Genomic DNA, 26338 nt, shown 5'->3' on the forward strand with positions numbered 1-26338 from the left:
TGTCCGGGCCTGCCAGATAGGCTCTCCCGGTGAGCCTTGCCATCCGCGTGATCCCCTGCCTGGATGTCGACAACGGCCGGGTCGTCAAGGGCGTCAACTTCGTCAACCTGCGCGATGCCGGCGATCCCGTCGAGATGGCCAAGGTCTATGACGCCGAAGGTGCCGACGAGCTGACCTTCCTCGACATCACGGCGTCCTCGGACAGCCGCGACACGACATTCGACGTCGTCGGTCGCACGGCCGACCAGGTGTTCATCCCGCTGACGGTCGGCGGCGGTGTGCGTACGCCCGAGGACGTCGACCGTCTGCTGCGAGCCGGGGCGGACAAGGTGGGCATCAACACGGCCGCGATCGCCCGGCCGCAGGTCATCGCCGAGATCGCTCACCGATTCGGCAACCAGGTGCTCGTGCTGAGCGTTGATGCGCGCCGCAGCAGTGACCAGCCGAGCGGCTTCGAGGTGACGACTCACGGCGGGCGGACGTCGGCGGGTCTCGACGCCGTGCAGTGGGCCCGAACCGCCACGGAGCTGGGGGCCGGAGAGATCCTGCTCAACTCGATGGACGCGGACGGGACGAGAGATGGCTTCGATCTGGAAATGATTCGGGCGGTCCGTGACGTTACACAGGTGCCACTGATTGCCAGTGGTGGCGCCGGCAGGCTCAAGCACTTCCCTGAAGCCATAGACGCCGGTGCCGACGCAGTGCTCGCCGCGAGCGTCTTCCACTTCGGCGACATGACCATCGGACAGGTGAAAGAGACGTTGCGAACAGCTGGACACAGTGTCCGATAGCCCTTCGACGAGCTCCGGACGGCCCACGACCGACGACCGTGATCTCGGTCAGACCGATCACACCCATGTGACCGGCCGCGGCTTCGCTCTGCTCGGTCGAGGCATCCGCGAGCAGCGATTCCTGTTCTCGCTCTCGGTGATCGGTAGCGTCCTCTACGGCGCCATGACGGTTGCCGACGCCTGGGTGCTGGGGTGGGCCACAGATCATGTGATCCGGCCGTCGTTCGCTCGCGGCGAGATCGTCAAGGGCGCCCTTGCCGGCGCCATCGCACTGTTCCTCGCCGTCGCGATGCTGCGGGCACTGGGCGTCATCGGCCGACGGCTCATCGGCGGCATCGTGTTCTACCGGCTCGTGGCGGACTACCGCCGCAAGGTCACCCGCAAGTACCTGACCCTCCCGATGGCCTGGCACCACCGCCACCCGACCGGCCAGCTGCTGTCCAACGCCAACGCCGACGTCGAAGCGACCTGGGCGGTGTTCATGCCGCTGCCGATGGCGGTCGGCGTCATCGCGATGCTGGTTGCGGCCATCATCGCGATGCTCGCCGCCGATGTCGTGCTCACGATCGTCGGCCTGATCGTGTTCCCGGCACTGTTCGCGATCAACGTGTTCTACCAGCGCTGGTTGTCACCCAAGGTCGCCCACGCCCAGGCGCTCCGCGGTGACGTCAGCGCGGTCGCGCACGAGTCGTTCGACGGCGCCCTCGTGATCAAGTCCTTGGGGCGGGAGTCCGACGAGACGGAGCGATTCACCCGGGTCACCCACGAGCTGCGAGACGCCAACATCGAGGTCGGCCGCATCCGCAGCATGTTCGACCCCCTGCTCGAGGCACTACCGAGCCTGGGCATTCTTCTGGTCATCGTGCTCGGCGTCGGACGGGTGGCCAGCGGTGCGGCCGACCCGGGCGACGTCGTGCAGGTCGCCTATCTCTTCACGGTCGTCGCATTCCCCGTGCGTGCGATCGGCTGGGTGCTCGGCGAGCTGCCACGCAGCGTCGTCGGCTGGGAGCGGGTCTCCTCGGTGCTGGATGCCGACGGCTCGATGCACTATGGCGGCCGGACGCTGGCGGGCTCAGGGCCGGTCGCACTCGATGTCGACGACCTGACCTTCAGATTCGCCGATGGCCAGCGCAACGTCCTCGGCGGCATCGACCTCGAGGTCGAGCCGGGCAAGGTCGTGGCGGTGGTCGGTGCCACCGGCAGCGGCAAGAGCACGTTGACATCGCTGCTGACCCGTCTCGTCGATCCGCAGGGCGGCGCGATCCGGGTCGACGGCCACGACATCCGCGAGCTGACGCACGACGAGCTGGCCCGCACGATCGCCGTCGTCCCGCAGGGCACATTCCTGTTCGACGACAGTGTCCGCGAGAACGTCACGCTGGGTGGCGACTACACCGACGAGGAGGTCTGGGACGCCCTGCGCACGGTGCAGGCCGACCAGTTCGTCGCCAACCTGCCGGCCGGCCTCGACGCCGAGCTCGGGGAGCGCGGCACGACGTTGTCCGGTGGGCAGCGCCAACGCCTGTCGCTGGCCCGCGCCCTCGTACGCCGACCCCGCCTCCTCGTGATGGACGACGCCACCAGCGCGGTCGATCCCGAGGTCGAGCAACGCATCCTCCGGGCACTGGCCGCCCACACGGCAGACGACGACGGTCCGACGGTGTTGGTCGTGGCCTATCGGAAGGCCACGATCGCGCTCTCCGACGAGGTCGTGTTCCTCGATGACGGTCTGATCGCCGACCGGGGCAGCCACGCCGAACTCGTCGAGCGCTCGAGCGACTATCGCGATCTCGTCAATGCCTATGACCAGGCCCGGGAGGTGGAGTCATGAGCACCAATCAAAGCGAGCGCCTGACCGGCACAGCCATCCTGCGCCGCGGACTTGCGCTCTCGCCGGCGATCAAGGACGGCCTCGGCCTGACCTTGCTGCTCGCGATTCTCAGCACGATCGGTGGATCTGTCATCCCGATCGTCATCAAGGAGACCGTCGACTCCGGCCTCGGCGAGGGCCGCGGCACCGAGCTCAGCGATGTCGCCGGCTACCTGATCGGGGCTCTCGGGGTGATCATCGTGTCCGGGCTGCTGGCCTACTGGATGCGCGTACGCCTGTTCGTCGCGAGCGAGCGTGGCCTGGCCCAGCTCCGTGTCGACGCCTTCCGCCACGTTCACGACCTGTCGATGCTGACGCAGAACGCCGAGCGGCGCGGTGTGCTGGTGTCCCGGGTGACCTCCGACATCGACCAGATCTCACAGTTCCTGCAGTTCACCGGGATCATGATGGTTGTCAGCGTGGGCCAGATCCTGGTCGCGACGGCAATCATGACCTACTTCTCCTGGCAGCTGACAATCGTGGTCTGGCTCTGCTTCCTGCCGCTCGGGATCAGCCTCAAGTTCTTCGCCGAGCGGCTCAGCCGGGCCTACGACATCGTCCGCAGGACGGTCGGCGAGATGCTCGCAGTCATCGCCGAGCCCGTCGTCGGTGCATCGGTGGTCCGGGCCTACGCGATCGAGCGACGTACGCAGGATCGGGTTGACGGCGGCATCAACCGCAACCTCGACGCCAACGTCCGGGCCCAGAAGCTCGTGGCCGTGACATTCGCGTCCGCGGGGGTTGCCGGGGGGCTGGCCAATGCCGCGGTGATCGGCTTCGGCGTGGCGATCGGCCTGTCGGGCCAGCTGTCGATCGGCACCGTCATCGCCTTCGCGTTCCTGGTCGGCCTGTTCGTCGGTCCCGTGCAGATGGCCACACAGGTCCTGACCGAGGCCCAGAACGCCATCGCCTCGTGGCGGCGCGTCATCGAGCTGCTCGACACGCCGGCCGACGTCGTCGATCCGGGCGCAAGCGGTGAGACCCTGCCCGATGAGACCCTGGGGGCCCGTTTCGAGGGCGTCACGTTCGCCTATCCGGACGGGCCGGTCGTGCTCAAGGACATCGACGTCACGATCGCCCCACGCCAGCGCATCGCGATCGTGGGCGAGACCGGTTCGGGCAAGACCACGTTCGCCAAGCTGCTGACCCGGCTCATGGACCCGACCCATGGCGTGGTCCGACTCGGCGAGACTGACATCAGCACGGTCTCGTTCGACGACCTGCGCAAGCACATCCTCATGGTGCCGCAAGAGGGATTCCTGTTCGACGCGACGCTGCGCGACAACCTGCGCTACGGCAAGAAGGACGCGACCGACGATGAGCTGATGGTGGTCTTCAACAGGCTCGGCCTGACCGACTGGTATGCCGCACTGCCGCGTGGGCTCGACTCGCAAGTCGGCCAGCGGGGCGAGTCGCTGTCCGCGGGGGAGCGCCAGCTCGTTGCGCTCGTACGTTCGGCGCTCGCCGATCCGGACTTCATCGTGCTCGACGAAGCGACGAGCGCCGTGGACCCACAGACCGAGCTGCGGGCGACGCGCGCCCTCGACCGGTTGCTCGACGGCCGCTCCAGCGTGACGATCGCCCACCGCCTCTCGACGGCCGAGAACGCCGACCGAGTCCTGGTGTTCGACGCCGGCCGGCTCGTCGAGGACGGGACCCATGCCGAGCTCGTCGTGCTCGGAGGTGTCTACGCGCGCCTGCACGCCAGCTGGATCGCGCAGGCCTCGCTGTCGAGCCACCATGCCGCCGTCGACCCGGTGGCTCCGACGATCTCTGGCAACGCCTGAGACAATGGTTCGCGTGAGCTCCCTCGACCCGACCATCGCGGCACGTCTCAAGCGTGACGCCGATGGCCTTGTGCCCGCCGTGATCCAGGATGTCGGCAGCCGTGACGTGCTCATGGTCGGCTGGATGGACGATGAAGCGCTCCACCGCACACTGTCGACCGGTCGTGGCACGTTCTGGAGTCGCAGCCGTCAGGCCTACTGGGTCAAGGGCGAGACCTCCGGCCACACGCAGGCCGTGCGTGAGGTCCGTCTCGACTGCGACGGCGACACCCTCCTGGTGCTGGTCGACCAGACCGGACCCGCTTGCCACACCGGCGACCTCACCTGCTTCGACGCGGACAGATTGCTGTGAACCCGCGCCGGCTCTACGGCCCGGTCGTGCTCGGCACCCTCGCCGCCGGGGGACTGGCGTTCTTCGCCGCGTCCCGGTCGTGGGCCGAGGTCAGGATCGCGACCGACGGCCTGCCGTCGGACTCCGTCAGCGTCACGGGAGCAGACGCCCAACCGCTGGTGCCCGCGTTGGCGATCGTCATCGTCACGGCGGCGCTCGCGGTGCTGGCCTCGTCGCCGCGTGTGCGCCGGGTGGTCGGAGCATTCACGATCCTGGTCGCGATCGCCGGCGCTGCCGTCGTGGTCCTGGACTCCTCGTCGCTCGGCGACGCCGTCGGCCGCGCGGTCGAGGAGTCGCCGGCCTACACCGGCACGGGAAGTCAGGACTTCTCGGTCTCGATCTGGAAGTACGTCACGACGCTGGGCTTCGTCGTCGCCGCGCTCCTCGGTGGGGTCACCGCCAGGCTGGGAGGCGTATGGCCGACGATGGGCAGCCGCTACGAGTCCCCCGCAGGCAGGCCAGCCGTCACGGCACCCCAGTCCGACGCTGAGATGTGGAAGGCGTTGGACGAGGGTCGGGATCCGACCCAGTAGTCTGAGCGCAGTTCACGACCACGAGGAGATTTCACCCATGCACGGATCATCGCCCGCCGCCTGGACCGCTGTCCTGATGTGCCTCGCCGGCACCTTGATCGGTGGCATCGCGCTGATCCCTGAACCCCACTGGGTGTGGTTCACAGTGGGTTGCGTCATCGCGGTGGGGTCCGGACTGGTTGGCCGGGCCATGGCGGCAGCCGGATTTGGCGTGAGTCGCGCAGACGGCGACTCCAACGCCAACCACTGAGCTCTCGACTGACCAGGACCAACGACATGAGCGACCAGCCGCAGTATCCCAGCTATCCCGGATCCGAAGAGCCCGATGGGCAGCAGCCCAGCCCGCCGCCGCCCGGCTATGGTCAGGCCCCGCCATCCGGGCAGCCGGACCAGCCCGCCTACGGCCAACCCGCCTACGGCCAACCGGCTTACGGTCAGGCACCACCGGCGTACGTTCAGCCGACTTACGGTCAGGCACCGCAGGCGTACGGCCAGCCGGCCTACGGCCAGCCCGGCTACGGCTACCCGGCCCCGCCCAGCAACAACAACAAGGCGTTGTGGGCGATGATCACCGGGATCGTCTCGATCTTCTTCTGCTACCTCGGTGTGCTGATCGGCCCCGTCGCGATCGTGCTGGCGGTGCTCGGCAAGAAGGACATCAAGGGGAGCAACGGGACCCAAACCGGTGATGGCATGGCGACGGCCGGGCTGATCACCGGGATCATCGGAACGTTGATCTGGGCTGCAGTCATCGCCCTGATCATCGTGGGAATCACCGTCGGCGCGTGAGCCTGCAGCCGGGGCTGGACACCGAGCGCAGCGCGACCGCGGCCGGTCTGCGGGCCCCGGCGATCGTCGGGGCAGTCGGGCTGAGTGCTGCGGTGCTCCTGCACTTCCACGACCCGCACGACTCGGGCTCCTACGGCTATTGCCCGTTCCTGGCGCTCACTGGCATACCCTGTCCGGGCTGCGGAGGACTGCGCGCGGTCAACGACCTGACTCGCGGCGACCTCGTCGGGGCTGCCAGCAGCAACATCCTTGCGGTCGCGCTGGTCGCAGCCCTCGCCGTGGCCTGGGTTCTGTGGGTCGTACGTCGTTGGCGCGGCAGCAGGGAGCGGATGTTCGTGATCAACACGCGCGTCGGCTATGCCGCGATCGCGCTGCTGGTCGTCTTCGGCATCCTGCGCAACACCCCATGGGGCTCCTGGCTGGCTCCCTGAACTCAGCGCGTCGTTACTGACAGAACCGCGGCCAACATGGCCAGGCCGATCGTTGTGATGCCAATCGTCAGACCCGCGACACCGAGCAGGTCACCGCTCTCCGTGCCGCCGGATCCTCGGATCTCACGCCGCCCGTGGATCGCGGTCGTGATGGCCGGGAAGGCCAGCAGAAGTCCGCCGATCGGCGCGAGGAACGTGCAGGCGAACGCAACCGTGCCGAACACGACGCTCAGGAGCACCTTGCGGTTGATCGGGAGGCCCGTCCCGTCGTCGGGCGCACCCGGGGGCGGGACGGGCTCCTCGGTCATGTCGTCGAGAAGTCGAGGGCCCCGGTGGCGAACAGGATGAGCGAGATGACACCGAAGACGATCGCGACGATGCCGAGGATGACACCGGCCGTCGCCATCCCTCCGCCGGTCTGCGAGCCGCCGGAAGCGGCGATCTCCTTCTTGGCCTGGTTGCCGAGGATCAGCGCCGGGATGCCGGTGAAGAATCCGCAGCACAGCAGTCCGAGGATGCCGAGGATCATCGACCACAGGGCCTTCTTGTTCTGCTGCGGCGGTGCGCCATAACCGCCTGGAGCGGGAGCCTGGAAACCGCCCGGTGGCGGTGGGGTGGAGCCGTAGCTCGGGAGATCGTTGGTGGGAGGGGTCGGTTCACCCGGGTAGGGGGGTGGCTCGTTCGTCGTCATGGCGCGAGCATAGTGATTTCCCGCATCGAAGGAACCCCCGGGAGGCATGAGTCCCTACAGGGTTACTCTTGAATCAGTCCAACGTGCGTGAGGAGGGGGTTCCTGTGTCCGTGCTCGACGAGATCTTGGCCGGCGCGGCCGCCGACCTCCAGGACCGCATGGACAAGACCTCCCTCGACGATCTCAAGGCGCAGGCCGCACGACAGCATCCCGCGCTCGATCCGATGCCGGCCTTCCGGGCCGACGGGGTCTCCGTCATCGCCGAGGTCAAGCGCGCCAGCCCCAGCAAGGGCCAGCTGGCGGCGATCAAGGACCCGGCAGCCCTGGCGTCGGACTACGCGGCCGGCGGCGCAGCCGCGATCAGCGTCCTCACCGAGCAGCGCCGATTCGGCGGCACGCTGGACGACCTGCGTTCCGTGCGCGCGAACGTCGACATCCCGGTGCTCCGCAAGGACTTCATCACGACCTCCTACCAGCTGTGGGAGGCCCGTGCTGCCGGCGCCGACATGGCGCTGTTGATCGTCGCCGCGCTCGAGCAGATCGCGCTGGAGAGCCTCATCGAACGAGCCCGCTCAATCGGTCTCACCCCGCTCGTGGAGGTCCACGACGAGGAGGAGGTCGACCGTGCCGTCGACGCAGGCGCCGACCTGATCGGCGTCAACGCGCGCAACCTCAAGACCCTCGAGATCGATCGTGGCACGTTCGAGCGACTCTCGCCCCGCATCCCCGACCGCTCAGTCAAGGTTGCCGAGTCCGGCGTTCGTGGTCCACACGACGTCATCGAGTACGCCAAGCTGGGCGCCCACGTCGTCCTGGTCGGTGAGACCCTCGTGCGCGGAGATGATCCCCGCGCGACCGTCGCAGATCTCGTGGCAGCGGGAGCTCACCCCGCCCTGCAGCACCGCTGGTGACCGGTCGAGCAGCGACCTGAGTACCTTCCTTCCAGCGCGAACTTGAGCCGAGAGTTACCAACATGTCCTACACCCAGCCTGATGCCACCGGACACTTCGGCCGCTTCGGCGGCCGCTTCATGCCCGAGGCGTTGATCGCCCCGCTCGATGAGCTCGATCGGGCCTGGACCGAGGCCAAGGCCGATCCGATCTTCGTGGCCGAGCTCGATCGAATGCTGCGGGAGTACGCCAATGTGCCCAGCCCGCTCTATGAGGCGCACCGCTTCTCCGAAGCCGCCGGCGCACGCATCCTGCTCAAGCGGGAGGACCTCAATCACACCGGTGCCCACAAGATCCGCAACGTCATCGGCCAGGCCCTGCTCGCCAAGCGCATCGGCAAGCCGCGAGCGATCGCCGAGACCGGTGCGGGCCAGCACGGGGTCGCCTCGGCCACGGCGTGCGCCTACCTCGACCTCGAGTGCGTCGTCTACATGGGCGAGATCGACACGGAGCGCCAGGCCCTCAACGTCGCGCGCATGAAGATGTTGGGTGCCGAGGTCGTGCCGGTCACCACCGGAAGTCGTACGTTGAAGGACGCGATCAACGAGGCGCTCCGTGACTGGGTCGCCAGCGTCGACACGACGTCCTATCTGTTCGGTACCGCAGCCGGTCCGCACCCGTTCCCGAGCATGGTGCGCGACCTGACGCGCGGCATCGGTGACGAGGCGCGGTCCCAGGTCCTCGAGCTCACGGGTGCACTGCCCGACGCCGCTGTCGCGTGCGTTGGTGGTGGCTCCAACGCGATCGGGCTCTTCAGCGCATTCATCGACGACGTCGACGTCCGACTCGTCGGCATCGAGGCCGGGGGCGACGGAGTTGCCACCGGTCGCCACGCCGCGACGATCACCGGCGGCGACGTGGGTGTGCTCCACGGCGCGCGCTCCTTCCTGCTGCAGGACGAGGACGGCCAGACGATCGAGTCGCACTCGATCTCCGCAGGTCTGGACTATCCCGGCGTCGGCCCGGAGCACTCCTTTCTCGCCGACACCGGCCGGGCATCATACGTACCGGCGACAGACGACGAAGCGATGGCGGCATTCGATCTGTTGTGCAAGACCGAGGGCATCATCCCGGCGATCGAGTCGGCCCACGCGCTGGCCGGCGCCCTCGACCTGGCCAAGGAGCTCGGGCCGGACGCGACGATCCTGGTCAACCTCTCGGGACGTGGGGACAAGGACGTGCACACCGCCGCGGAGTACTTCGGGCTGATCGATGAGCCGGTCGTCCTCGAGCCGGGGGTCGAGGAATGAGCCGTATCGACGAGCTCTTCGTGCGTACGCGGGCGGAGGGCAGGGCGGCACTCGTGGGCTATCTGCCTGCCGGGTTCCCGTCCAAGGAGATGTCGATCAAGGCCATCGAGGCGATGGTCGAGGGGGGAGTCGACCTGGTCGAGGTGGGCCTGCCCTACAGCGATCCGGTCATGGACGGGCCCACGATCCAGGCCGCTGCCGAGCAGGCGCTCGGTGGCGGAACACGGACAACCGATGTGCTCGACGTCGTGCGAGCCAGCGCCGCGACCGGTGCCCCCACGGTGGTCATGACCTACTGGAACCCGGTTGAGCGCTTCGGCGTCAACAGATTCGCCGAGGCTCTGGCGGCTGCGGGGGGATCTGGGCTCATCACACCTGACCTGATCCCGGACGAAGCGGCTGAATGGGTCGCGGCGTCCGCGCAGCACGGTCTCGACCGCATCTTCCTGGTCGCGCCGTCCTCGACCGACGAGCGCCTTGCGATGACGGCAGATGCCGCCGGTGGATTCGTCTACGCAACCGCGGTCATGGGTGTGACGGGTGCGCGCGAGCAGACCAGCTCACTCGGGCCTGAGCTCGTGGCCCGCCTGCGCAAAGTCACCGACAAGCCGGTCGGGGTCGGCCTGGGCGTGAGCTCTGGTGCCCAGGCGCGCGAGGTCGCCGAGTTCGCCGACGCGGTGATCGTCGGGTCCGCCCTCGTACGCTGTCTGCTGGATGCCGCAGACGAGTCCGCCGGGCTCGAGGCCATCCGCCTGCTGGCCCAAGATCTGCGCGCCGGCGTCGAGAGGAACTAGTCAGGTGAACGTCGCGACCTTCATCCCCAGCCCTTCGAGCGGTGTCTGGGAGATCGGGCCGGTTCCTCTGCGGGCGTACGCGCTCGGCATCATCATCGGTGCCCTGGTCGCGATCTGGATCGGTGAGCGCCGATTCCAGGCCCGTGGAGGACGCGAAGGCCTGATCGGCGACGTCGCGATCTGGGCGATCCCATTCGGCATCGTCGGCGCGCGGATGTATCACGTGGCGACCGATCCCGAGCTCTACTTCGGGGAGGGCAAGCAGGCCATCGATGCCCTCAAGATCTGGCAGGGCGGCCTCGGCATCTGGGGAGCCATCGCCGGTGGTGCGCTGGGGGCGCTGATCGCGTGCCGCCGCTACGACGTATCGCTCTCCTCGGTGGCAGATGCCGTCGCCCCGGGACTCCTCGTCGCGCAGGCAATCGGCCGGATCGGCAACTACTTCAACCAAGAGCTGTTCGGCAAGCCGACGACTGCGCCCTGGGGGCTCGAGATCGATGTCGCGAATCGCCCGGACGGCTATGCGCAGTTCGCGACGTTCCACCCGACGTTCCTCTACGAGCTGCTGTGGAACCTCGCAGCCGCGGCGCTGATCATCGCAATCGATCGACGGGTCAAGCTCACGGGCGGGCGCGCATTTGCCCTCTACGCGATGCTCTACACCTCCGGGCGGGTCTGGATCGAGGCGTTGCGGATCGACACGGTCAACCACATCGGGCCGTTCCGCCTCAATGTCTGGACCTCGATCATCGTGTTCGTGCTGGCCGCTGCCTTCTTCTTCGCGACCCGCAAACGTACCCCCGACCCCGCTGGGAGTGACGCTTTTGATGCGACACGCGGCAACGAACCGCAATAGCGTCACTCTCATCCTCAGCTGACGCAACCGAGAGCACCGAGCCCATGACTGACGCAACCGAAGGCATCGAACCCCTGCCGGCTCCCGACCATGTCGACCACGAGCACCCCGACGTGACGGGCGGCTGGCTCCGTCCCGCGGTGTTCGGCGCGATGGACGGTCTGGTCTCCAACTTCGCGCTCATCATGGGGGTCGTGGGTGGCAGCAGCGCCAACGACACCAAGCCCGTCGTCCTGGCCGGGCTGGCGGGGCTCGCGGCCGGATCGTTCTCGATGGCGGCGGGGGAGTACACCTCGGTGGCCAGCCAGAGCGAGTTCGCGCTGGCCCAGGTCGACATCGAACGCGATGAGATCCTGCACAACGAGCCGGCGGAGGAGGCCGAGCTCGCGGCAATGTTCGTCGAGAAGGGCGTCGACGAGGACGTCGCTCGCCAGGTTGCCACCCAGATCCACCGCGATCCGGAGAACGCCGTCAGGGTCCACGCCCGTGAGGAGTTCGGCGTCGACACCGATGATCTCGCCTCGCCGGTCCTCGCCGCCGCTTCCTCGTTCATCGCCTTCGCGCTGGGCGCGACGATCCCGCTGTTCCCCTACCTGATCGGCATCGAGTCCCCGTGGACCGCGATCGTGCTCTCGCTCATCGGCCTGTTCGCGTGCGGGGCAGTCGTCACCAGGATCACCGCGAGGTCGTGGTGGTTCGGCGGACTGCGCCAGCTCGTGCTCGGCGGAGCGGCTGCCGGGCTGACGTACCTCGTGGGTCACGCGGTCGGCGGTGTGATCGGCTGATGCGACACGGCGGCGGGGAGCCGTGTAATCTTGGCATGCTGTCCGAGGCCAACGTCGTCCCCGGCACGAAGATCTTCGTGACCACCGATGACGTGAAGTGAGGCCCATGGTGCGCGCCCCCCTCTTTTCGACGCAGCCTCCCGCCCAGGGTCTGTATGACCCGCAGCACGAGCACGACGCCTGTGGTGTCGCGTTCGTGGCGACCCTGACCGGTGTGCCGAGCAACGACATCGTCCTCAAGGGCCTCACTGCGCTGCGCAACCTCGACCATCGTGGAGCTGTCGGTGGCGAGCCGGACACCGGCGATGGTGCCGGCATCCTGATCCAGATCCCCGACGCCTTCCTGCGTGCCGTCGCCGGTGTGGAGCTGCCCGAGCTGGGCTCATATGTCGCGGGCATGGCCTTCCTCCCGACCGACGAGACGGAGGCCGCCGAGGCCCGGGTCCGGATCGAGGAGATCGCGACGGAGGAGGGCCTCGCGGTCCTCGGCTGGCGCGATGTGCCGGTCAACCCGGACATCCTCGGCTCGATGTCCCGCAGCGCCATGCCCTCCTTCGCCCTGATGTTCGCCACCGCGTCGGGAGACACCCAGACCGGCATCGACCTCGACCGCACGGCGTTCTGTCTGCGCAAGCGCGCCGAGCACGAGCACAAGGTCTACTTCCCGTCGCTGTCGAGCCGCACCCTGATCTACAAGGGGATGCTCACGACCGACCAGCTGGAGAACTTCTTCCCCGACCTCAACGACGAGCGGATGGAATCGGCGATGGCGATCGTCCACAGCCGCTTCTCGACCAACACGTTCCCGAGCTGGCCGCTGGCGCACCCCTTCCGCTTCATCGCCCACAACGGCGAGATCAACACCGCCCGGGGCAACCGCAACTGGATGCGGGCGCGTGAGGCCCTGCTGGAGAGCGACCAGATCCCCGGCGACATGCGCAGGCTCTTCCCGATCTGCGATCCGCTCGGCAGCGACACCGCGTCATTCGATGAAGTGCTCGAGCTGCTGCACCTTGGCGGTCGAAGCCTGCCTCACGCCGTCATGATGATGATCCCCGAGGCGTGGGAGAACGACGCCGACATGGATCCCGCCCGCCGCGCGTTCTATGAGTTCCACTCCTCGGTCATGGAGCCGTGGGACGGGCCTGCCGCCATCGCGTTCACGGACGGCAACCAGATCGGTGCGGTCCTGGACCGCAACGGGCTTCGACCCGGTCGCTACTGGGTCACCGAGGACGGCCTCGTCGTGCTCGCGTCGGAGGCCGGAGTCCTCGACATCGACCAGAAGACCATCACCCGCAAGGGTCGCCTGGAGCCGGGCAAGATGTTCCTCCTCGACCTCGACGAGCACCGCATCATCGAGGACCACGAGATCAAGAACACGCTGGCCGCCGAGCACCCGTACGACGAGTGGCTCTACTCAGGACTCGTACGCTTCGAGGACCTGCCCGATCTCGAGCACATCGTGCACACGCACGCTTCGGTGACCCGGCGCCAGCAGGTCTTCGGCTACACCGAGGAAGAGCTCCGCATCCTCATCGCTCCGATCGCCCGTACGGGCGCCGAGGCGATCGGTTCGATGGGGACCGACACGCCCATCGCGGCGATCTCGGAGCGTCCCCGTCAGCTGTTCGACTACTTCTCGCAACTGTTCGCGCAGGTCACCAACCCGCCGCTCGACGCGATCCGTGAAGAGGTCGTGACCTCGCTGGCCGGGACGATCGGCCCCGAGCGCAACCTGCTCGCGCCGAGCCCTGCCTCGTGCCGCATGCTGCAGCTGCCGTTCCCTGTGCTCGACAACGACGAGCTCGCCAAGATCCGGCACATGAACAAGGACGGCGACATGCCGGGCTTCTCGGTGCACGTCGTCCGCGGCCTGTATGACGTGCACGGCGGGGGAGCTGCGCTCAGGGCCAGGCTCGAGGAGATCTGCACCGAGGTGTCGTCGGCGATCGCCGACGGCGCCCGCATCATCGTGCTGTCGGACCGGCATTCCAACGCCGACCTCGGGCCGATCCCGTCGCTCCTGCTGACCGGTGCCGTGCACCACCACATGGTGCGTGAGAAGCTCCGCACGCAGGCTGGGTTGATCATCGAGTGCGGTGACGTCCGCGAGGTCCACCACGTCGCGTTGCTGATCGGCTACGGCGCGACCGCAGTCAACCCCTACCTGGTCCTCGAGTCGGCCGAGGACCTCGCCCGCGAGAAGGTCTTCGTCGCGGGGGTTGAGCCGGCCAAGGCGCTGCGAAACGTTGCCTACGGCCTTGGCAAGGGTGTCCTCAAGGTCATGAGCAAGATGGGCGTGTCCACGGTCGCCTCCTACACCGGCGCACAGATCTTCGAGGCGGTCGGCCTCTCCCACGAGATCGTGGACGCCTACTTCACCGGTACGTCCTCCAAGCTCGGCGGCGTCGGTCTGGACGTGCTCGCCGAGGAGGTCCGCTCGCGACACCTCAAGGCATACCCCACGAGCGGCATTGCCGGCTCACGCCGTCACCTCGAGGTGGGTGGCGAGTACCAGTGGCGACGTGAGGGCCCCGAGCACCTCTTCGATCCCGAGACGGTGTTCCGCCTGCAGCACTCCACGCGCACGGGCAGCTACGAGATCTTCAAGCAGTACACCTCCCGCGTCGACGACCAGTCGGAGCGGCTCATGACGCTGCGCGGACTGTTCCGGTTCAGCGAGGGCGAGCGCCCACCCGTGCCGATCGACGAGGTCGAGCCGGTCTCCGAGATCGTCAAGCGATTCTCGACCGGCGCGATGTCCTACGGGTCGATCAGCCAGGAGGCGCACGAGACGCTCGCCATCGCGATGAACCGCCTCGGCGGCAAGTCCAACACCGGCGAGGGTGGCGAGGACTCCGATCGCCTGTATGACCCTGAGCGCCGTTCGGCGATCAAGCAGGTCGCGTCAGGACGTTTCGGTGTCACCTCGGAATACCTCACGAACGCCGATGACATCCAGATCAAGATGGCGCAGGGCGCCAAGCCGGGTGAAGGTGGCCAGCTGCCCGGACCCAAGGTCTATCCATGGGTGGCCAAGACCCGCCACTCCACACCGGGCGTGGGGCTCATCTCGCCGCCGCCGCACCACGACATCTACTCGATCGAGGATCTCAAGCAGCTGATCCACGATCTCAAGAACGCCAACCCGTCGGCGCGCGTCCACGTCAAGCTCGTGTCGGAGATCGGCGTGGGCACCGTGGCCGCGGGCGTCTCCAAGGCCAAGGCCGACGTCGTGCTGATCTCGGGACACGACGGTGGCACCGGGGCGTCACCGTTGACCTCGCTCAAGCACGCGGGCGGTCCGTGGGAGCTCGGCCTGGCCGAGACCCAGCAGACCCTGCTGATCAACGGCCTGCGCGACCGCATCGTGGTGCAGTGCGACGGCCAGCTCAAGACCGGCCGTGACGTCGTCATTGCCGCACTGCTCGGCGCCGAGGAGTTCGGTTTCGCGACCGCACCGCTGGTCGTGAGCGGCTGCATCATGATGCGGGTCTGCCACCTCGACACCTGCCCGGTCGGGGTCGCGACACAGAACAAGTCGCTGCGCGAGAAGTACTCCGGCAAGGCCGAGTATGTGGTCAACTTCTTCACCTTCATCGCCGAGGAGGTCCGGGAGATCCTGGCGAGCCTGGGCTTCCGCTCGATCGAAGAGGCCGTCGGCCACGCTGAGCTCATCGACGTCCGCAAGGCGGTCGACCACTGGAAGGCAGACGGCCTTGACCTGACGCCGATCCTCTACGTCCCCGAGCTCCCTGAAGGGGCCTCGCTGCACAACACCACGGGCCAGGACCACGCCCTGGAGCGGGCCCTCGACAACGAGCTGATCACGCTGAGCGCCGATGCCCTGGACCACGGCGAGCCCGTACGTGCCCAGGTCGACATCCGCAACGTCAATCGTACGGTCGGCACGATGCTCGGCCATGAGGTCACCAAGCGCTATCGGGGTGAGGGTCTGCCGGAGAACACGATCGACATCACGTTCCTCGGCTCGGCCGGTCAGTCGTTCGGCGCCTTCGTGCCCAAGGGCATCACGTTGCGCCTGGAGGGTGACGGCAACGACTACGTCGGAAAGGGTCTGTCCGGGGGCCGGATCGTCGTGCGCCCGCCGCGGGAGGTCCAGTTCACCGCGGAAGCGCAGATCGTGGCCGGAAATGTCATCGGCTTCGGAGCGACGAGTGGCGAGATCTTCCTACGCGGCAAGGTCGGCGAGCGATTCTGCGTCCGCAACTCCGGTGTCAGCGCCGTGGTGGAGGGTGTGGGCGATCACGCGTGTGAGTACATGACCGGTGGACGCGTCGTGATCCTGGGCCGGACCGGGCGCAACGTCGCGGCCGGCATGAGCGGTGGCGCGGCTTACGTGCTGGATCTCGACGAGAGCCGGGTCAACATGGACATGGTTGAGTTGCGGCCGGTCCCTGATGAGGTTGCCGCCGAGCTGCAGGCCCTGATCCGCAGGCATCACGAAGAGACCGGTTCGGTTGTCGCTGAGCAGCTGCTCGGCAGCTGGGAGCAGTCGCTCTCCCGCTTCACCGAGATCATGCCGGTCAACTACCGGCTGGTGCTCGAGGCGCGCGACGCCGCCGAGTCCGAAGGACTGTCCGAGGAAGAGACGACTGCACGCATGATGGAGGTGGCCGCACGTGGCTGATCCCCGAGGATTCATCACGACGCCCCGCGAGGTTGCCGAGCGGCGTCCGGTGGAAGAGCGCGTCAAGGACTGGAACGAGGTCTATCCCGGAGGGCCGGGCCGGGCTCTGCTCCCGATCATCAGTGAGCAGGCCGGGCGCTGCATGGACTGCGGCATACCGTTCTGCCACTCGGGCTGCCCGCTCGGCAACCTGATCCCGGAGTGGAACGACCTCGTGTGGCGCAAGGACTGGGACGAGGCGCTCGACCGGCTCCATGCGACCAACAACTTCCCGGAGTTCACCGGGCGGCTGTGTCCCGCCCCGTGCGAGACGGCCTGCGTCGTCGGCATCAACCGCGACGCGGTGACGATCAAGAACGTCGAGGTCGCGATCATCGACAAGGCATGGGAGGACCGTCAGGTCCGCCCGGAGCCGCCGGAATGGTTGACCGGCAAGACAGTCGCCGTCGTCGGATCAGGGCCAGCCGGACTCGCCGCTGCCCAGCAGCTGACCCGTGCGGGTCACACCGTCGCGGTCTATGAGCGCGACGACAAGGCCGGTGGACTGCTTCGCTACGGCATTCCCGAGTTCAAGATGGAGAAGATCCAGGTCGATCGCCGGATCAACCAGATGGAGCGTGAGGGAACGGTCTTCCGCACCGGCGTGCAGGTCGGTGAGACCCTCACCGGACACCACCTGCGCGACCGCTATGACGCCGTGGTGCTCGCGATCGGCGCGACCGTGCGCCGCGACCTGCCCGTGCCCGGGCGCGAGCTCACCGGCATACATCAGGCCATGGAGTTCCTCCCGCAGGCCAACCGAGTGGCTCTCGGTGAAGAGGTCGAGGACCAGATCCTCGCGACGGACAAGGACGTCATCATCATCGGCGGTGGAGACACCGGAGCAGACTGCCTCGGGACATCGATCCGCCAAGGTGCCAGGTCCATCACGCAGCTGGAGATCCTGCCCAATCCCGGCACAGACCGTCCCGAGACCCAGCCATGGCCCACCTACCCGATGATCTACCGGGTGTCGTCGGCGCATGAGGAGGCAGGGGAGCGGGTCTATTCGATCTCCACCAAGGAGTTCCTCGGGCAGGACGGCCACGTGAGCGCTCTTCGCCTCGTCGAGGTCCAGATGGTCGACGGGAAGTTCGAAGAGGTAGAGGGCTCGGAGAAGGACCTGCCTGCGCAGCTCGTGCTGTTCGCGATGGGATTCACCGGTCCCGAGCGGGAAGGCCTCGTCGACCAGCTCGGCGTGGACCTGGACGAGCGGGGCAACGTCAAGCGCGACAAGCGTTACATGTCCAGCGTCGACGGGGTGTTCGTCGCCGGGGACGCGGGCCGTGGGCAGTCGCTCATCGTCTGGGCGATCGCCGAGGGTCGTTCCGCCGCGGCCGGGGTCGATGAGTATCTGTCCGGTTCGACCAATCTGCCGGCGCCGATTCCGCCCCATGCCCGGCCTCTGACGGTCTAGCTGTGATGGTTCCCGTGTGCGTCAGCCCCCACCGCACAAGTGACTCGCCGGTACGCCGAGCACTGGATAGGGTCGACGAGTGAGAAGAGCGAAGATCGTCTGCACCCTCGGTCCTGCCGTCGGTAACGCCCACAAGATCCTTCAGCTGGCCGAGGCCGGGATGGACGTCGCGCGGCTGAACATGAGCCATGGCGAGCAGTCCGACCACGAGCAGAACTACGCCTGGGTCCGTGAGGCCGGCGACAAGACGGGCAAGGCCATCGCTGTGCTGGCCGACCTCCAGGGCCCCAAGATCCGGCTCGGCCGGTTTGCTGATGGCCCCGTGCAGCTCGAGGCCGGATCGACCTTCACGATCACGACCGATGACATCCTCGGTGACGTCCACCGGTGCTCCACGACATACAAGGGCTTGCCGGGCGATGTCGCGGTCGGTGACGAGATCTTGATCGACGACGGCCGCATGCGTCTGCGTGCGACGGCGGTGACCGACACCGATGTCACCTGCCAGATCGAGACCAGCGGTCCGGTCAGCAACAACAAGGGCATCAACCTGCCCGGCGTCATGGTCAGCGTGCCGGCGATGAGCGAGAAGGACATCGACGACCTGCGGTTCGCACTGCGGCTCGGCGCTGACTTCATCGCGCTGTCGTTCGTACGCTCGGCCGACGATTACGACGACGTCCGCAAGATCATGGACGAAGAGGGCATCATCCGCCCGGTCATCGCCAAGATCGAGAAGCCCCAGGCCGTGGAAAACCTCGACGGCATCATGGACGCCTTCGACGGTGTCATGGTGGCGCGCGGTGACCTCGGCGTCGAGCTTCCTCTCGAGGACGTCCCGATCGTGCAGAAGCTCATCGTCGAGAAGGCCCGCCGCAACGCCAAGCCGGTGATCGTCGCGACGCAGATGCTCGAGTCGATGATCTCGGCACCGCGGCCGACCCGCGCCGAGGCGTCCGACGTGGCCAATGCGGTCCTCGACGGTGCCGACGCCGTGATGCTCTCGGGCGAGACCAGCGTGGGGGAGTACCCCATCCACACCGTCACGACGATGGCGCGCATCATCGAGTCCACCGAGGACCACGGACTTCCGCGCATGGCGGCCTTCACGTGGAAGGCCAGGACCAAGAGCGGGATCATCTGCCGGGCGGCCTCGGATGTCGCCGAGGCGATTCAGGCTCGCTACGTCGTCGCCTTCACGACCAGCGGTGACTCAGCACGGCGGATGACCCGCTATCGCTCGAGCGTCCCGGTCATTGCTTTCACCCCGGAACCGCTCGTACGCTCACAGCTCGCCCTCAGCTGGGGGATCGAGACATTCCTCGTCCCCGAGGTCACGCACACCGACGAGATGGTCCTGCAGGTCGACAAGGCGCTGCTCGAGATCGGCCGATGTGCCGACGGGCAGCAGGTCGTCATCGTGGCCGGGAGCCCTCCGGGCATACCCGGCTCGACCAATGCGCTCCGCATTCACAACATGGGCGACGCGATCAACGGCGTCGTCCCGGCATACCAAGACGTCACGGAGTAGGGCCACCCTCGCCCGGGAGCGGTGAGTTAGCGTCCAATCCCGACCAAGGGCGGTGAGCTAGCGACCGATCCCGGCGCCGCATAGGTCGCTAAGTCACCGGGCTCGGTGGCGCGGTGGCTCGTGTGCCGGCACCGCGGCCTTCGGCCGTTGCTTCCATACCTGGAGCTTTCGCCCAGTCAATCTGGGCTCAAGTTCCGGTGCCGGGTGCGGGAGTCGAACCCGCACGCCCTTGCGGACAACGGTTTTTGAGACCGTCGCGTCTACCATTCCGCCAACCCGGCTTGCGCTGCGGTGAACTGGACCCGATCGGTCGAGCCCATCAGGCGCTCGCGCGCGAGATAACCTTCTCACGTGACTGACTCCTCGCCTGAATCGGGACGGACCTCGCCGCGTGTCGTGATCGCGGAGGACGAGGCATTGATCCGTCTCGACCTGGCCGAGATGCTGGGCGAGGAGGGCTACGACGTCGTCGGGCAGGCCGGCGACGGCGAGGCGGCCATCGAGCTGGCAATGGAGCACCGCCCAGACCTGGTCGTCATGGACGTCAAGATGCCCAAGCTCGACGGCATCGCCGCCGCCTCACAGATCGCCCAGGCCAGGATCGCCCCCGTCGTGATGTTGACCGCCTTCAGCCAGCGCGAGCTCGTCGAGCGTGCCCGCGACTCCGGCGCCATGGCCTACCTCGTCAAGCCGTTCACCAAGTCCGACCTGATCCCCGCAATCGAGATGGCCATGAGCCGGTTCGCCGAGATCAGGGCCCTCGAGCACGAGGTCGTGGACCTGGCCGACCAGCTGGCCACGCGCAAGGCCATCGAGCGGGCCAAGGGCCTGCTGCAGGAGGCGTTGGGGGTCAGCGAGCCCGAGGCCTTCCGCTGGATCCAGCGGACCGCGATGGACCTGAGGCTGACGATGTTGCAGGTCGCCCAGGGCGTCATCGACCACGGCCCCGAGCTGGGATCGACCGCCTGATCGCTGCGTTGAGCGCCGCTGGTTACAACTTGGCTACGTTGCAGGCCGTAATCGGAACCTTGGCCCAAATGACCCATGGAAAGACTAGGTTCGGACCTACGTACACGCTCCCTGGCACGGGCCATGGGCTTTCTACATATCCGGAGGACTGATGAAACGCAGTACCCAGACGATCCGCATCGCGGCCGTCGTTGCCGCGAGCGCGCTTGTTCTCGCCGCATGTGGCGGCAGCGACGACAAAGGCGGAGACAAGAAGTCCGATGCCCCCAAAGCCAAGGGTGACGGCACCCTGACCATCGGCCAGCTGCTTCCGCAGACCGGCAGCCTCGCATTCCTCGGCCCGCCGGAGTTCGCCGGCGTCGAGCTCGCGATCGCCGACATCAACAAGGCCGGCGGAGTCCTGGGCAAAGACGTCGTAGGCGTCAAGGCCGACTCCGGCGACACCGATTCGGGCATCGCCCCGGCCGAGACCGACAAGCTCCTGAAGGCCAAGGCCGACGTCATCGTCGGTGCTGCCTCATCGGGCGTCTCGCTCACCGTGATCGACAAGATCATGTCGGCAGGTGCAGTCATGTTCTCGCCCGCCAACACGTCGACCGCGTTCGACGAGGGTGACTACTCCAAGCCTGACAACTACTTCCGTACGGCGCCGTCCGACATCCTGCAGGGTGCCGTGCTCGCCAACCTCCTGATCGAGGACGGACGTCAAAACGTCGCCATCCTGGCCCGCCAGGACGCATACGGCGAGACGCTGGCCAAGGAGGTCTCCAAGAACCTTGAGTCCGCCGGTTCGAAGGTCGCCGCCTCGGTGCTCTACAGCGAGAAGGACGGTCCGGGCGACACCCAGATCTCCGAGATCGCTGACGCCAACGCTGACGCCGTCGTGCTCATCGCCTTCGATGAGACCACGACGATCGTTCCGAAGCTGATCCAGGCAAATGCCGGCCCGAAGGACGTCCCGACATACTTCGTCGACGGCAACACGGCCAGCTACGCCAAGGACTCGACCACTCCGCTGCCCAACGGCACATTGACCGGCACCAAGGGCACCATCCCCGGCGCCGAGGCGGGCGATGAGTTCAAGGATCGCCTCGCCACGGTCGATGACAAGCTGTCGGAGTACTCGTATGCGGCGGAGTCCTATGACGCCACCGTCGTGTCGGCATTGGCGGCCCTCGCGGCCGGCGATGACTCCGGCGATGCGATCGCTGCGAAGATCCCGAGCATCACCGAGGGTGGCGAGAAGTGCGAGACGTTCGAAGCGTGCGCCAAGCTGCTCGAGGCTGACAAGGATGCTGACGTCGACTACAACGGTGTCTCCGGTCCGATCGAGCTCGACGAGCTCGGTAGCCCGACTGCCGCATCGATCGGCATCTACGAGTACAAGGCCGACAACACCTACAAGTCGGTCGACTACATCAGTGGCACGATCTGATCGACGCTGATCTGATCAGCTGATCTGGAGGAGGGCCCCGGTGCTTCGGCACCGGGGCCCTCTTCTGTCGTGCGGGACGTAGGTCGGGGGAGACGCACGACCGCCCGGCACCAAGGGCGCCGGGCGGTTGCGGTGGATCGATGTCAGTCGGCCTAGTCTTCCTTTTGACCCAGGGTCCCCAGCGAGCTGGGGCGAAGGCTCGACCTAGTCTTCCTTCTGACCTAGGGTCCCCAGATAGAGCTCGATGACCTTGGGGTCGTCCGCGAGGGACTTACCGGTGCCGGAGTAGGCGTTGCGGCCCTGGTCGAGCACATAGCCGCGGTCACAGATCTGCAGGCAGCGTCGAGCGTTCTGCTCGACCATGATGACCGAGACGCCGGCCTTGTTGATGTTTCGGGTCTGCACGAACACTTCGTCCTGCAGGACCGGTGACAGTCCCGCGGAGGGCTCGTCGAGCAGCAGCACGGAGGGGTCCATCATCAGGGCGCGGCCCATCGCGACCATCTGCCGCTCACCGCCGGACAGCTGACCGGCTCGCTGCTTGCGGCGCTCGCCCAGCCGGGGGAACAGGTCGGTCACGAAGCCGAACCGCTCGGTGAACCGCTTGGGATCCTGGTAGCACCCCATCTCGAGGTTCTCCTCGATCGTGAGGCTCGGGAACACGTTGTTGTTCTGCGGCACGAAGCCGATGCCCTTGGACACCAGCTGGTCGGCCCGCTGGTTGGTGATGTCCTCGCCTTTGAGCTTGACGCTGCCCTCGTGCACCTTGACCAGGCCGAAGAGGGCCTTCAACAGGGTGGACTTGCCGGCGCCGTTCGGGCCGATAATGCCGACGAGCTCGCCGGGCTGGCAGTAGAGATCGGCGCCGTTGAGGATGTTGACCCCCGGCAGGTAGCCGGCGATCAGGTCGTCGGCCCGCAGGACCGCGCCGTCAGCGTGAGCCAGGTGGTTGTCGTGCTCGGCGCTCTGAGTGGTCTCGGTCATGGCTTGGTCCCCTCGTCGAGCTCGGCCTCGGCGGCCTTCTCGAGGTCCGCGATGTCGATCTCGGTGATGTCGGAGTCGTGGTGGGCGCCGAGGTAGGCATCGATGACCCTCTGGTCGGCCATCACGGACTGCGGAGTGCCTTCGGCCACGATCTGGCCCTGCGCCATCACGATGACCCAGTCCGAGATGTCGCGGACCATGTCCATGTCGTGCTCGACGAACAGGACCGTACGTCCTTCATCGCGCAGCGACTTCACGTGGCCGAGCAGCGACTGCTTGAGCGCGGGATTGACGCCGGCCATGGGCTCGTCGAGCATGATCAGCTCGGGGTCGACCATCAACGCGCGTGCCATCTCCAGCAGCTTGCGCTGGCCGCCCGAGAGCGATCCGGCGAAGTCTTCGCGCTTGGCATCGAGCTTGAAGCGCTCGAGCAGGGCGTCGGCGCGATCGGTGTTGGCCTTTTCCTGCGCGCCCCACAACGACTTGAACGCCGCTGACAGGAACTTCTCGCCGCGCTGTCCCTTGGCGCCGAGCCGCATGTTCTCGATGACCGTGAGCTTGGATAGCACCTTGGTGAGCTGGAACGTCCGGACCATGCCGAGTCGGGCGACCTTGTAGGCCGGCACCTTGCCGAGGGCCGTGCCGTTGAAGGCCCAGGTGCCGTCGTCGGGCTCGTCGAATCCGGTCAGCAGGTTGAACAGCGTCGTCTTGCCGGCGCCGTTGGGGCCGATGAGGGCCGTGATGACGCCTCGCTGGATCTCGATGTGCTCGACGTCGACAGCCTTGAGGCCGCCGAACGTACGCGTGATGTTGTCGCCCTTGACGATCGGGTCGGGCTTGGGGACACCGGGTTCGCTGGGCACTCCTTCGAGTGCTGCGCGGGCGGCGCTGAGGTCAGCGGCCATCGATCGCTATCTCCCTTCGATCGCCGAAGATCCCCTGTGGTCGCAGGATCATCAGCAGCATGAGTCCGAGCCCGAGCACGATGAAGCGCACCAGGCTGGCCTGGGTGTCGGTCATGATGGAGGCGGGAATCAGCGGATCCGTGCCCCCCGTGGCCTGGCTGAAGAACGAACCGAGGCCGGCGATGAGGAACCAGAACAGGATCGATCCGATGACGGGACCGAGCACGCGGGCCGCGCCGCCCATCAGCAGGGCCGCATAGGCGTAGAACGTGAATGTGGTGTTGAAGTCGGTCGGGACTGCCGAAGCCTGCTTCAACACGTGGAACACGCCGGCGAGTCCGCCGAACACGCCGCCGAGCACCAGCGCCTGCATCTTGTAGGCGAAGACGTTCTTGCCGAGCGAGCGCACGGCGTCCTCGTCCTCACGGATCGAGCGGAGGACACGTCCCCAGGGGCTGCGCATGAGCGTCCAGATGAGCACGCAGCCGAGCGCCACGAGCGTCCAGCCCACCGTGATCGACCAGAGATCGTCCTTGCTGAAGGACACGACACCGATGTCGACCCCGTCGCCATACGGATTGAGGTTCTTGTAGGTCCTGGCGAATCCGGTGAGCCCGTTCGAGCCGCCGAAGGTGCCTTTGAACTCCACTGCACCCAGCACCAGTCGCAGGATCTCGCTGGACGCGATCGTCGCGATCGCCAGGTAGTCGGCGCGCAGGCGCAGGGTCGGCACGCCCAGGACGAGGGCGAGGACGATCGTGGCGAGCATCGCGACGATGAGGCCGACCCAGAACGGGAGGTCCCAGGTCACGACGCTGACAGCGAGGCCGAAACCGCCGACCGCCATGAATCCGGCCTGGCCGAAGTTGAGCAGCCCGGTGTAGCCGAAGTGCACGTTGAGGCCGATCGCCGCGAGGGCGAACACGATGGCCTGGGGTCCGAGCGCGGCCGAGAAGGCGGCGTCGATGACAACTGCGAAATCCATGATGTTCGCCTATCCGATCCGCTGAGCTCGGCCGAGGATGCCCTGGGGTCTGACGAGCAGGATCAGGATCAGCACGACGAGCGCGCCGACCTCCTTGATCGATGCGGGTACCGGGTTGTATCCGTTGATCGAGATGATCGGCGCGACCTCAACGATCAGGCCGATGATGATGGATCCGACGAGGGCGCCCCAGATCGTTCCGAGGCCGCCCAGCGTGACACCTGCGAAGACCAGCAGGAGCAGCTTGAAGCCCATCTGGAAGTTGACCTGCTCGTTGATCGCGAGCAGGACGCCGGACAGGCCCGTCAGGGCGGTGCCGAGGATCCAGACCGATGAGATCACACCGTCGACCCGCAGACCCGACGATGCAGAGAGCGCGGGGTTGTCTGAGACGGCTCGCATGGCCTTGCCGAGGCGGGTCTTCATCATCGCGATGCACACGATCACGATCGCCACGATCGAGATCCCGAAGATCGCGATCTCCTTGTCGGACAACGAGATCAGCCCGTAGTCCGTGCGAGGCTGCGCGACGTACTGGCTCAAGGTCTGAGTCGAACTGCCGAAGGTGTACTGGAAGATGCTGCGCATCAGCAGCGCCAGGCCGATCGAGACGATCATCATGGCGATCAAGCCTGTGCCGCGTCTGCGCAGAGGTCGCCACAGGCCTCGGTCCTGGACCCAGCCAAAGCCCGCCGAGACGACCACCGCGAGCGCACCAGCGGCGATGACCGGTATGCCGAAGCCGCGGTTGAACATGAAGGTGATGATGGCGCCGAAGGTGATGAGCTCGCCGTGCGCGAAGTTCGTGAGGCCGGTCGTGCCGAAGATCAGGGAGAGCCCGAGCGCTGCGAGCGCGATGATCAGGCCCTTCTTGAGGCCGGAAACCACCGAGTTGGTGAGTTTTTCGCTGAAGGCGACACTCTCGCCGACGGATGCGCCGATCGGGAAGGTCGCGAAGTTGTTGCCACCGAGGCGGGCGGTGATGGTCAGGTTGCTCTCGCCGCCACTGAGCTCGACCCCGTCGGGCAGGCTGTCGGGGTCGAGCGCGATGTAGTAGACACCGTTGGAGGGGATGGCGATGCTGATCCGTCCGGCGGTGTCGGTGACCTGCGTGCCGACCTGCTCGCCGGACTTGCTCTCCTTGAAGACCGTCAGCGTGACGCCGGGCACCGGCTTGGGTTCGCCCTTGCCGCCGTTGAGGTCCTTGAGGGTGACGGTGATGTTCTGGCCGTCGACGATCGGATTGGCCTCCGGCGCCTCGGCGCCGGCGGACGGGCTGGGGGCGGGCGTTGTCGCAGCGTTGGCGGTGACCGGTGCCAGCAGGATCAGGCCGGCCAGGATCGCCATGAGGAGCGTCGCTGGTCGCAGGTGCACGCGGGGATCTCCTGTCGTGGTTCCTAAAATCGGTCGATGGGTGGCTCGACCTGCAGTGACTATAGCCACATGCGGGAGTCACGCACGTCACACTGCGGACGCAGAAGGTAACAGTTGGGTTTCAATC

The 26338-nt window shown here is 67.0% G+C and carries 24 protein-coding genes and 1 tRNA gene; 18 read left to right on the forward strand and 7 right to left on the reverse strand.

All coding sequences use genetic code 11. The features are described from left to right. Positions 1-29 precede the first annotated feature (29 nt). The 8 genes from hisF to WKF39_RS01350 are packed head-to-tail and all read left to right on the forward strand — an operon-like array spanning position 30 to position 6592. Positions 30-791, forward strand: coding sequence for an imidazole glycerol phosphate synthase subunit HisF (gene hisF / locus WKF39_RS01315; RefSeq protein WP_340385127.1), 762 nt, complete (start codon positions 30-32; stop codon positions 789-791). Then, complete coding sequence (locus WKF39_RS01320; RefSeq protein ID WP_340385129.1) at positions 781-2622, forward strand: ABC transporter ATP-binding protein; 1842 nt, start codon at positions 781-783, stop codon at positions 2620-2622. Before hisF ends, WKF39_RS01320 begins: the two co-directional genes overlap by 11 nt. Beyond that, complete coding sequence (locus WKF39_RS01325) at positions 2619-4448, forward strand: ABC transporter ATP-binding protein (protein ID WP_340385131.1); 1830 nt, start codon at positions 2619-2621, stop codon at positions 4446-4448. Before WKF39_RS01320 ends, WKF39_RS01325 begins: the two co-directional genes overlap by 4 nt. A 4-nt stretch (positions 4449-4452) precedes the next feature. Further along, complete coding sequence (gene hisI / locus WKF39_RS01330) at positions 4453-4800, forward strand: phosphoribosyl-AMP cyclohydrolase (protein ID WP_340385133.1); 348 nt, start codon at positions 4453-4455, stop codon at positions 4798-4800. After that, positions 4797-5372 carry a Trp biosynthesis-associated membrane protein gene (locus WKF39_RS01335; RefSeq protein ID WP_340385135.1) on the forward strand — a complete coding sequence of 192 codons (576 nt, stop codon included), beginning with the start codon at positions 4797-4799 and terminating at the stop codon, positions 5370-5372. Before hisI ends, WKF39_RS01335 begins: the two co-directional genes overlap by 4 nt. 37 nt (positions 5373-5409) lie before the next feature. After that, complete coding sequence (locus WKF39_RS01340; RefSeq protein WP_340385137.1) at positions 5410-5622, forward strand: HGxxPAAW family protein; 213 nt, start codon at positions 5410-5412, stop codon at positions 5620-5622. A gap of 26 nt (positions 5623-5648) precedes the next feature. Beyond that, positions 5649-6161: a DUF4190 domain-containing protein gene (locus WKF39_RS01345; protein WP_340385139.1), complete on the forward strand. Its 513-nt coding sequence runs from the start codon at positions 5649-5651 to the stop codon at positions 6159-6161. Then, a complete protein-coding gene (locus WKF39_RS01350) occupies positions 6158-6592 on the forward strand; it encodes a DUF2752 domain-containing protein (protein WP_340385142.1) in 435 nt (144 codons plus the stop codon). Before WKF39_RS01345 ends, WKF39_RS01350 begins: the two co-directional genes overlap by 4 nt. A 2-nt stretch (positions 6593-6594) precedes the next feature. Here the strand turns inward: WKF39_RS01350 and WKF39_RS01355 are convergent, their stop codons facing one another. Together WKF39_RS01355 and WKF39_RS01360 are read right to left on the reverse strand one after the other, a co-directional pair. Beyond that, entirely contained in the window at positions 6595-6900 is a 306-nt protein-coding gene (locus WKF39_RS01355; RefSeq protein ID WP_340385144.1) for a hypothetical protein, read from the reverse strand. After that, positions 6897-7283, reverse strand: coding sequence for a DUF4190 domain-containing protein (locus WKF39_RS01360; RefSeq protein WP_340385145.1), 387 nt, complete (start codon positions 7281-7283; stop codon positions 6897-6899). Before WKF39_RS01360 ends, WKF39_RS01355 begins: the two co-directional genes overlap by 4 nt. Before the next feature lie 104 nt (positions 7284-7387). Between WKF39_RS01360 and trpC the strand changes: the two genes are divergently transcribed. The 8 genes from trpC to pyk all read left to right on the forward strand — a co-directional run bounded on the left by trpC (position 7388) and on the right by pyk (position 19559). After that, entirely contained in the window at positions 7388-8194 is an 807-nt protein-coding gene (gene trpC, locus WKF39_RS01365; protein WP_340385600.1) for an indole-3-glycerol phosphate synthase TrpC, read from the forward strand. A gap of 62 nt (positions 8195-8256) precedes the next feature. Beyond that, on the forward strand, positions 8257-9483 hold the full coding sequence (gene trpB / locus WKF39_RS01370) for a tryptophan synthase subunit beta (protein WP_340385147.1): 1227 nt from the start codon (positions 8257-8259) through the stop codon (positions 9481-9483). Then, entirely contained in the window at positions 9480-10277 is a 798-nt protein-coding gene (gene trpA / locus WKF39_RS01375) for a tryptophan synthase subunit alpha (protein ID WP_340385149.1), read from the forward strand. Before trpB ends, trpA begins: the two co-directional genes overlap by 4 nt. 4 nt (positions 10278-10281) lie before the next feature. Next, a complete protein-coding gene (lgt, locus tag WKF39_RS01380) occupies positions 10282-11133 on the forward strand; it encodes a prolipoprotein diacylglyceryl transferase (RefSeq protein ID WP_340385151.1) in 852 nt (283 codons plus the stop codon). 44 nt (positions 11134-11177) lie between these two features. Continuing rightward, on the forward strand, positions 11178-11918 hold the full coding sequence (locus WKF39_RS01385; RefSeq protein ID WP_340385153.1) for a VIT1/CCC1 transporter family protein: 741 nt from the start codon (positions 11178-11180) through the stop codon (positions 11916-11918). A gap of 106 nt (positions 11919-12024) precedes the next feature. After that, on the forward strand, positions 12025-16572 hold the full coding sequence (gene gltB / locus WKF39_RS01390; RefSeq protein ID WP_340385155.1) for a glutamate synthase large subunit: 4548 nt from the start codon (positions 12025-12027) through the stop codon (positions 16570-16572). After that, positions 16565-18028: a glutamate synthase subunit beta gene (locus tag WKF39_RS01395; protein ID WP_340385157.1), complete on the forward strand. Its 1464-nt coding sequence runs from the start codon at positions 16565-16567 to the stop codon at positions 18026-18028. The genes gltB and WKF39_RS01395 overlap by 8 nt, the downstream gene beginning before the upstream one ends. 79 nt (positions 18029-18107) lie before the next feature. Further along, positions 18108-19559 (forward strand): pyruvate kinase, encoded by a 1452-nt coding sequence (gene pyk, locus WKF39_RS01400; RefSeq protein WP_340385159.1) that lies wholly within the window; start codon positions 18108-18110, stop codon positions 19557-19559. Positions 19560-19757: 198 nt separating this feature from the next. On the opposite strand, the gene WKF39_RS01405 is transcribed toward pyk, so the two are convergent. After that, positions 19758-19840, reverse strand: a tRNA-Leu gene (locus WKF39_RS01405). A 70-nt stretch (positions 19841-19910) separates the two neighbouring features. Between WKF39_RS01405 and WKF39_RS01410 the strand changes: the two genes are divergently transcribed. Together WKF39_RS01410 and WKF39_RS01415 are read left to right on the forward strand one after the other, a co-directional pair. Next, complete coding sequence (locus WKF39_RS01410; protein ID WP_340385161.1) at positions 19911-20528, forward strand: response regulator; 618 nt, start codon at positions 19911-19913, stop codon at positions 20526-20528. Positions 20529-20679: 151 nt separating this feature from the next. After that, positions 20680-21963, forward strand: a complete 1284-nt coding sequence (locus tag WKF39_RS01415) for an ABC transporter substrate-binding protein (protein WP_340385163.1) — start codon at positions 20680-20682, stop codon at positions 21961-21963. A 204-nt stretch (positions 21964-22167) separates the two neighbouring features. On the opposite strand, the gene WKF39_RS01420 is transcribed toward WKF39_RS01415, so the two are convergent. The 4 genes from WKF39_RS01420 to WKF39_RS01435 are packed head-to-tail and all read right to left on the reverse strand — an operon-like array spanning position 22168 to position 26211. Then, entirely contained in the window at positions 22168-22947 is a 780-nt protein-coding gene (locus tag WKF39_RS01420) for an ABC transporter ATP-binding protein (protein WP_340385165.1), read from the reverse strand. Further along, positions 22944-23852 carry an ABC transporter ATP-binding protein gene (locus tag WKF39_RS01425; protein WP_340385166.1) on the reverse strand — a complete coding sequence of 303 codons (909 nt, stop codon included), beginning with the start codon at positions 23850-23852 and terminating at the stop codon, positions 22944-22946. The genes WKF39_RS01420 and WKF39_RS01425 overlap by 4 nt, the downstream gene beginning before the upstream one ends. Then, complete coding sequence (locus WKF39_RS01430) at positions 23842-24837, reverse strand: branched-chain amino acid ABC transporter permease (protein WP_340385168.1); 996 nt, start codon at positions 24835-24837, stop codon at positions 23842-23844. The genes WKF39_RS01425 and WKF39_RS01430 overlap by 11 nt, the downstream gene beginning before the upstream one ends. A gap of 9 nt (positions 24838-24846) precedes the next feature. After that, the gene (locus WKF39_RS01435) at positions 24847-26211 is read right to left on the reverse strand and encodes a hypothetical protein (protein WP_340385170.1); all 1365 of its coding nucleotides are present in this window, start codon (positions 26209-26211) and stop codon (positions 24847-24849) included. Between the last annotated feature and the right edge of the window lie 127 nt (positions 26212-26338).

Source organism: Aeromicrobium sp. (assembly GCF_037719875.1).
In the GTDB taxonomy this organism is placed as follows: domain Bacteria; phylum Actinomycetota; class Actinomycetes; order Propionibacteriales; family Nocardioidaceae; genus Aeromicrobium.

Bases quoted from the DNA above. Each gene is read 5' to 3' on its own strand.
- WKF39_RS01325 (WP_340385131.1), top strand. From the start codon at position 2,619: ATGAGCACCAATCAAAGCGAGCGCCTGACCGGCACAGCCATCCTGCGC.
- hisI (WP_340385133.1), top strand. From the start codon at position 4,453: ATGGTTCGCGTGAGCTCCCTCGACCCGACCATCGCGGCACGTCTCAAG.
- WKF39_RS01340 (WP_340385137.1), top strand. From the start codon at position 5,410: ATGCACGGATCATCGCCCGCCGCCTGGACCGCTGTCCTGATGTGCCTC.
- WKF39_RS01345 (WP_340385139.1), top strand. From the start codon at position 5,649: ATGAGCGACCAGCCGCAGTATCCCAGCTATCCCGGATCCGAAGAGCCC.
- WKF39_RS01355 (WP_340385144.1), bottom strand. From the start codon at position 6,900: ATGACCGAGGAGCCCGTCCCGCCCCCGGGTGCGCCCGACGACGGGACG.
- WKF39_RS01360 (WP_340385145.1), bottom strand. From the start codon at position 7,283: ATGACGACGAACGAGCCACCCCCCTACCCGGGTGAACCGACCCCTCCC.
- trpB (WP_340385147.1), top strand. From the start codon at position 8,257: ATGTCCTACACCCAGCCTGATGCCACCGGACACTTCGGCCGCTTCGGC.
- trpA (WP_340385149.1), top strand. From the start codon at position 9,480: ATGAGCCGTATCGACGAGCTCTTCGTGCGTACGCGGGCGGAGGGCAGG.
- WKF39_RS01385 (WP_340385153.1), top strand. From the start codon at position 11,178: ATGACTGACGCAACCGAAGGCATCGAACCCCTGCCGGCTCCCGACCAT.
- gltB (WP_340385155.1), top strand. From the start codon at position 12,025: ATGGTGCGCGCCCCCCTCTTTTCGACGCAGCCTCCCGCCCAGGGTCTG.
- WKF39_RS01415 (WP_340385163.1), top strand. From the start codon at position 20,680: ATGAAACGCAGTACCCAGACGATCCGCATCGCGGCCGTCGTTGCCGCG.
- WKF39_RS01420 (WP_340385165.1), bottom strand. From the start codon at position 22,947: ATGACCGAGACCACTCAGAGCGCCGAGCACGACAACCACCTGGCTCAC.
- WKF39_RS01425 (WP_340385166.1), bottom strand. From the start codon at position 23,852: ATGGCCGCTGACCTCAGCGCCGCCCGCGCAGCACTCGAAGGAGTGCCC.
- WKF39_RS01430 (WP_340385168.1), bottom strand. From the start codon at position 24,837: ATGGATTTCGCAGTTGTCATCGACGCCGCCTTCTCGGCCGCGCTCGGA.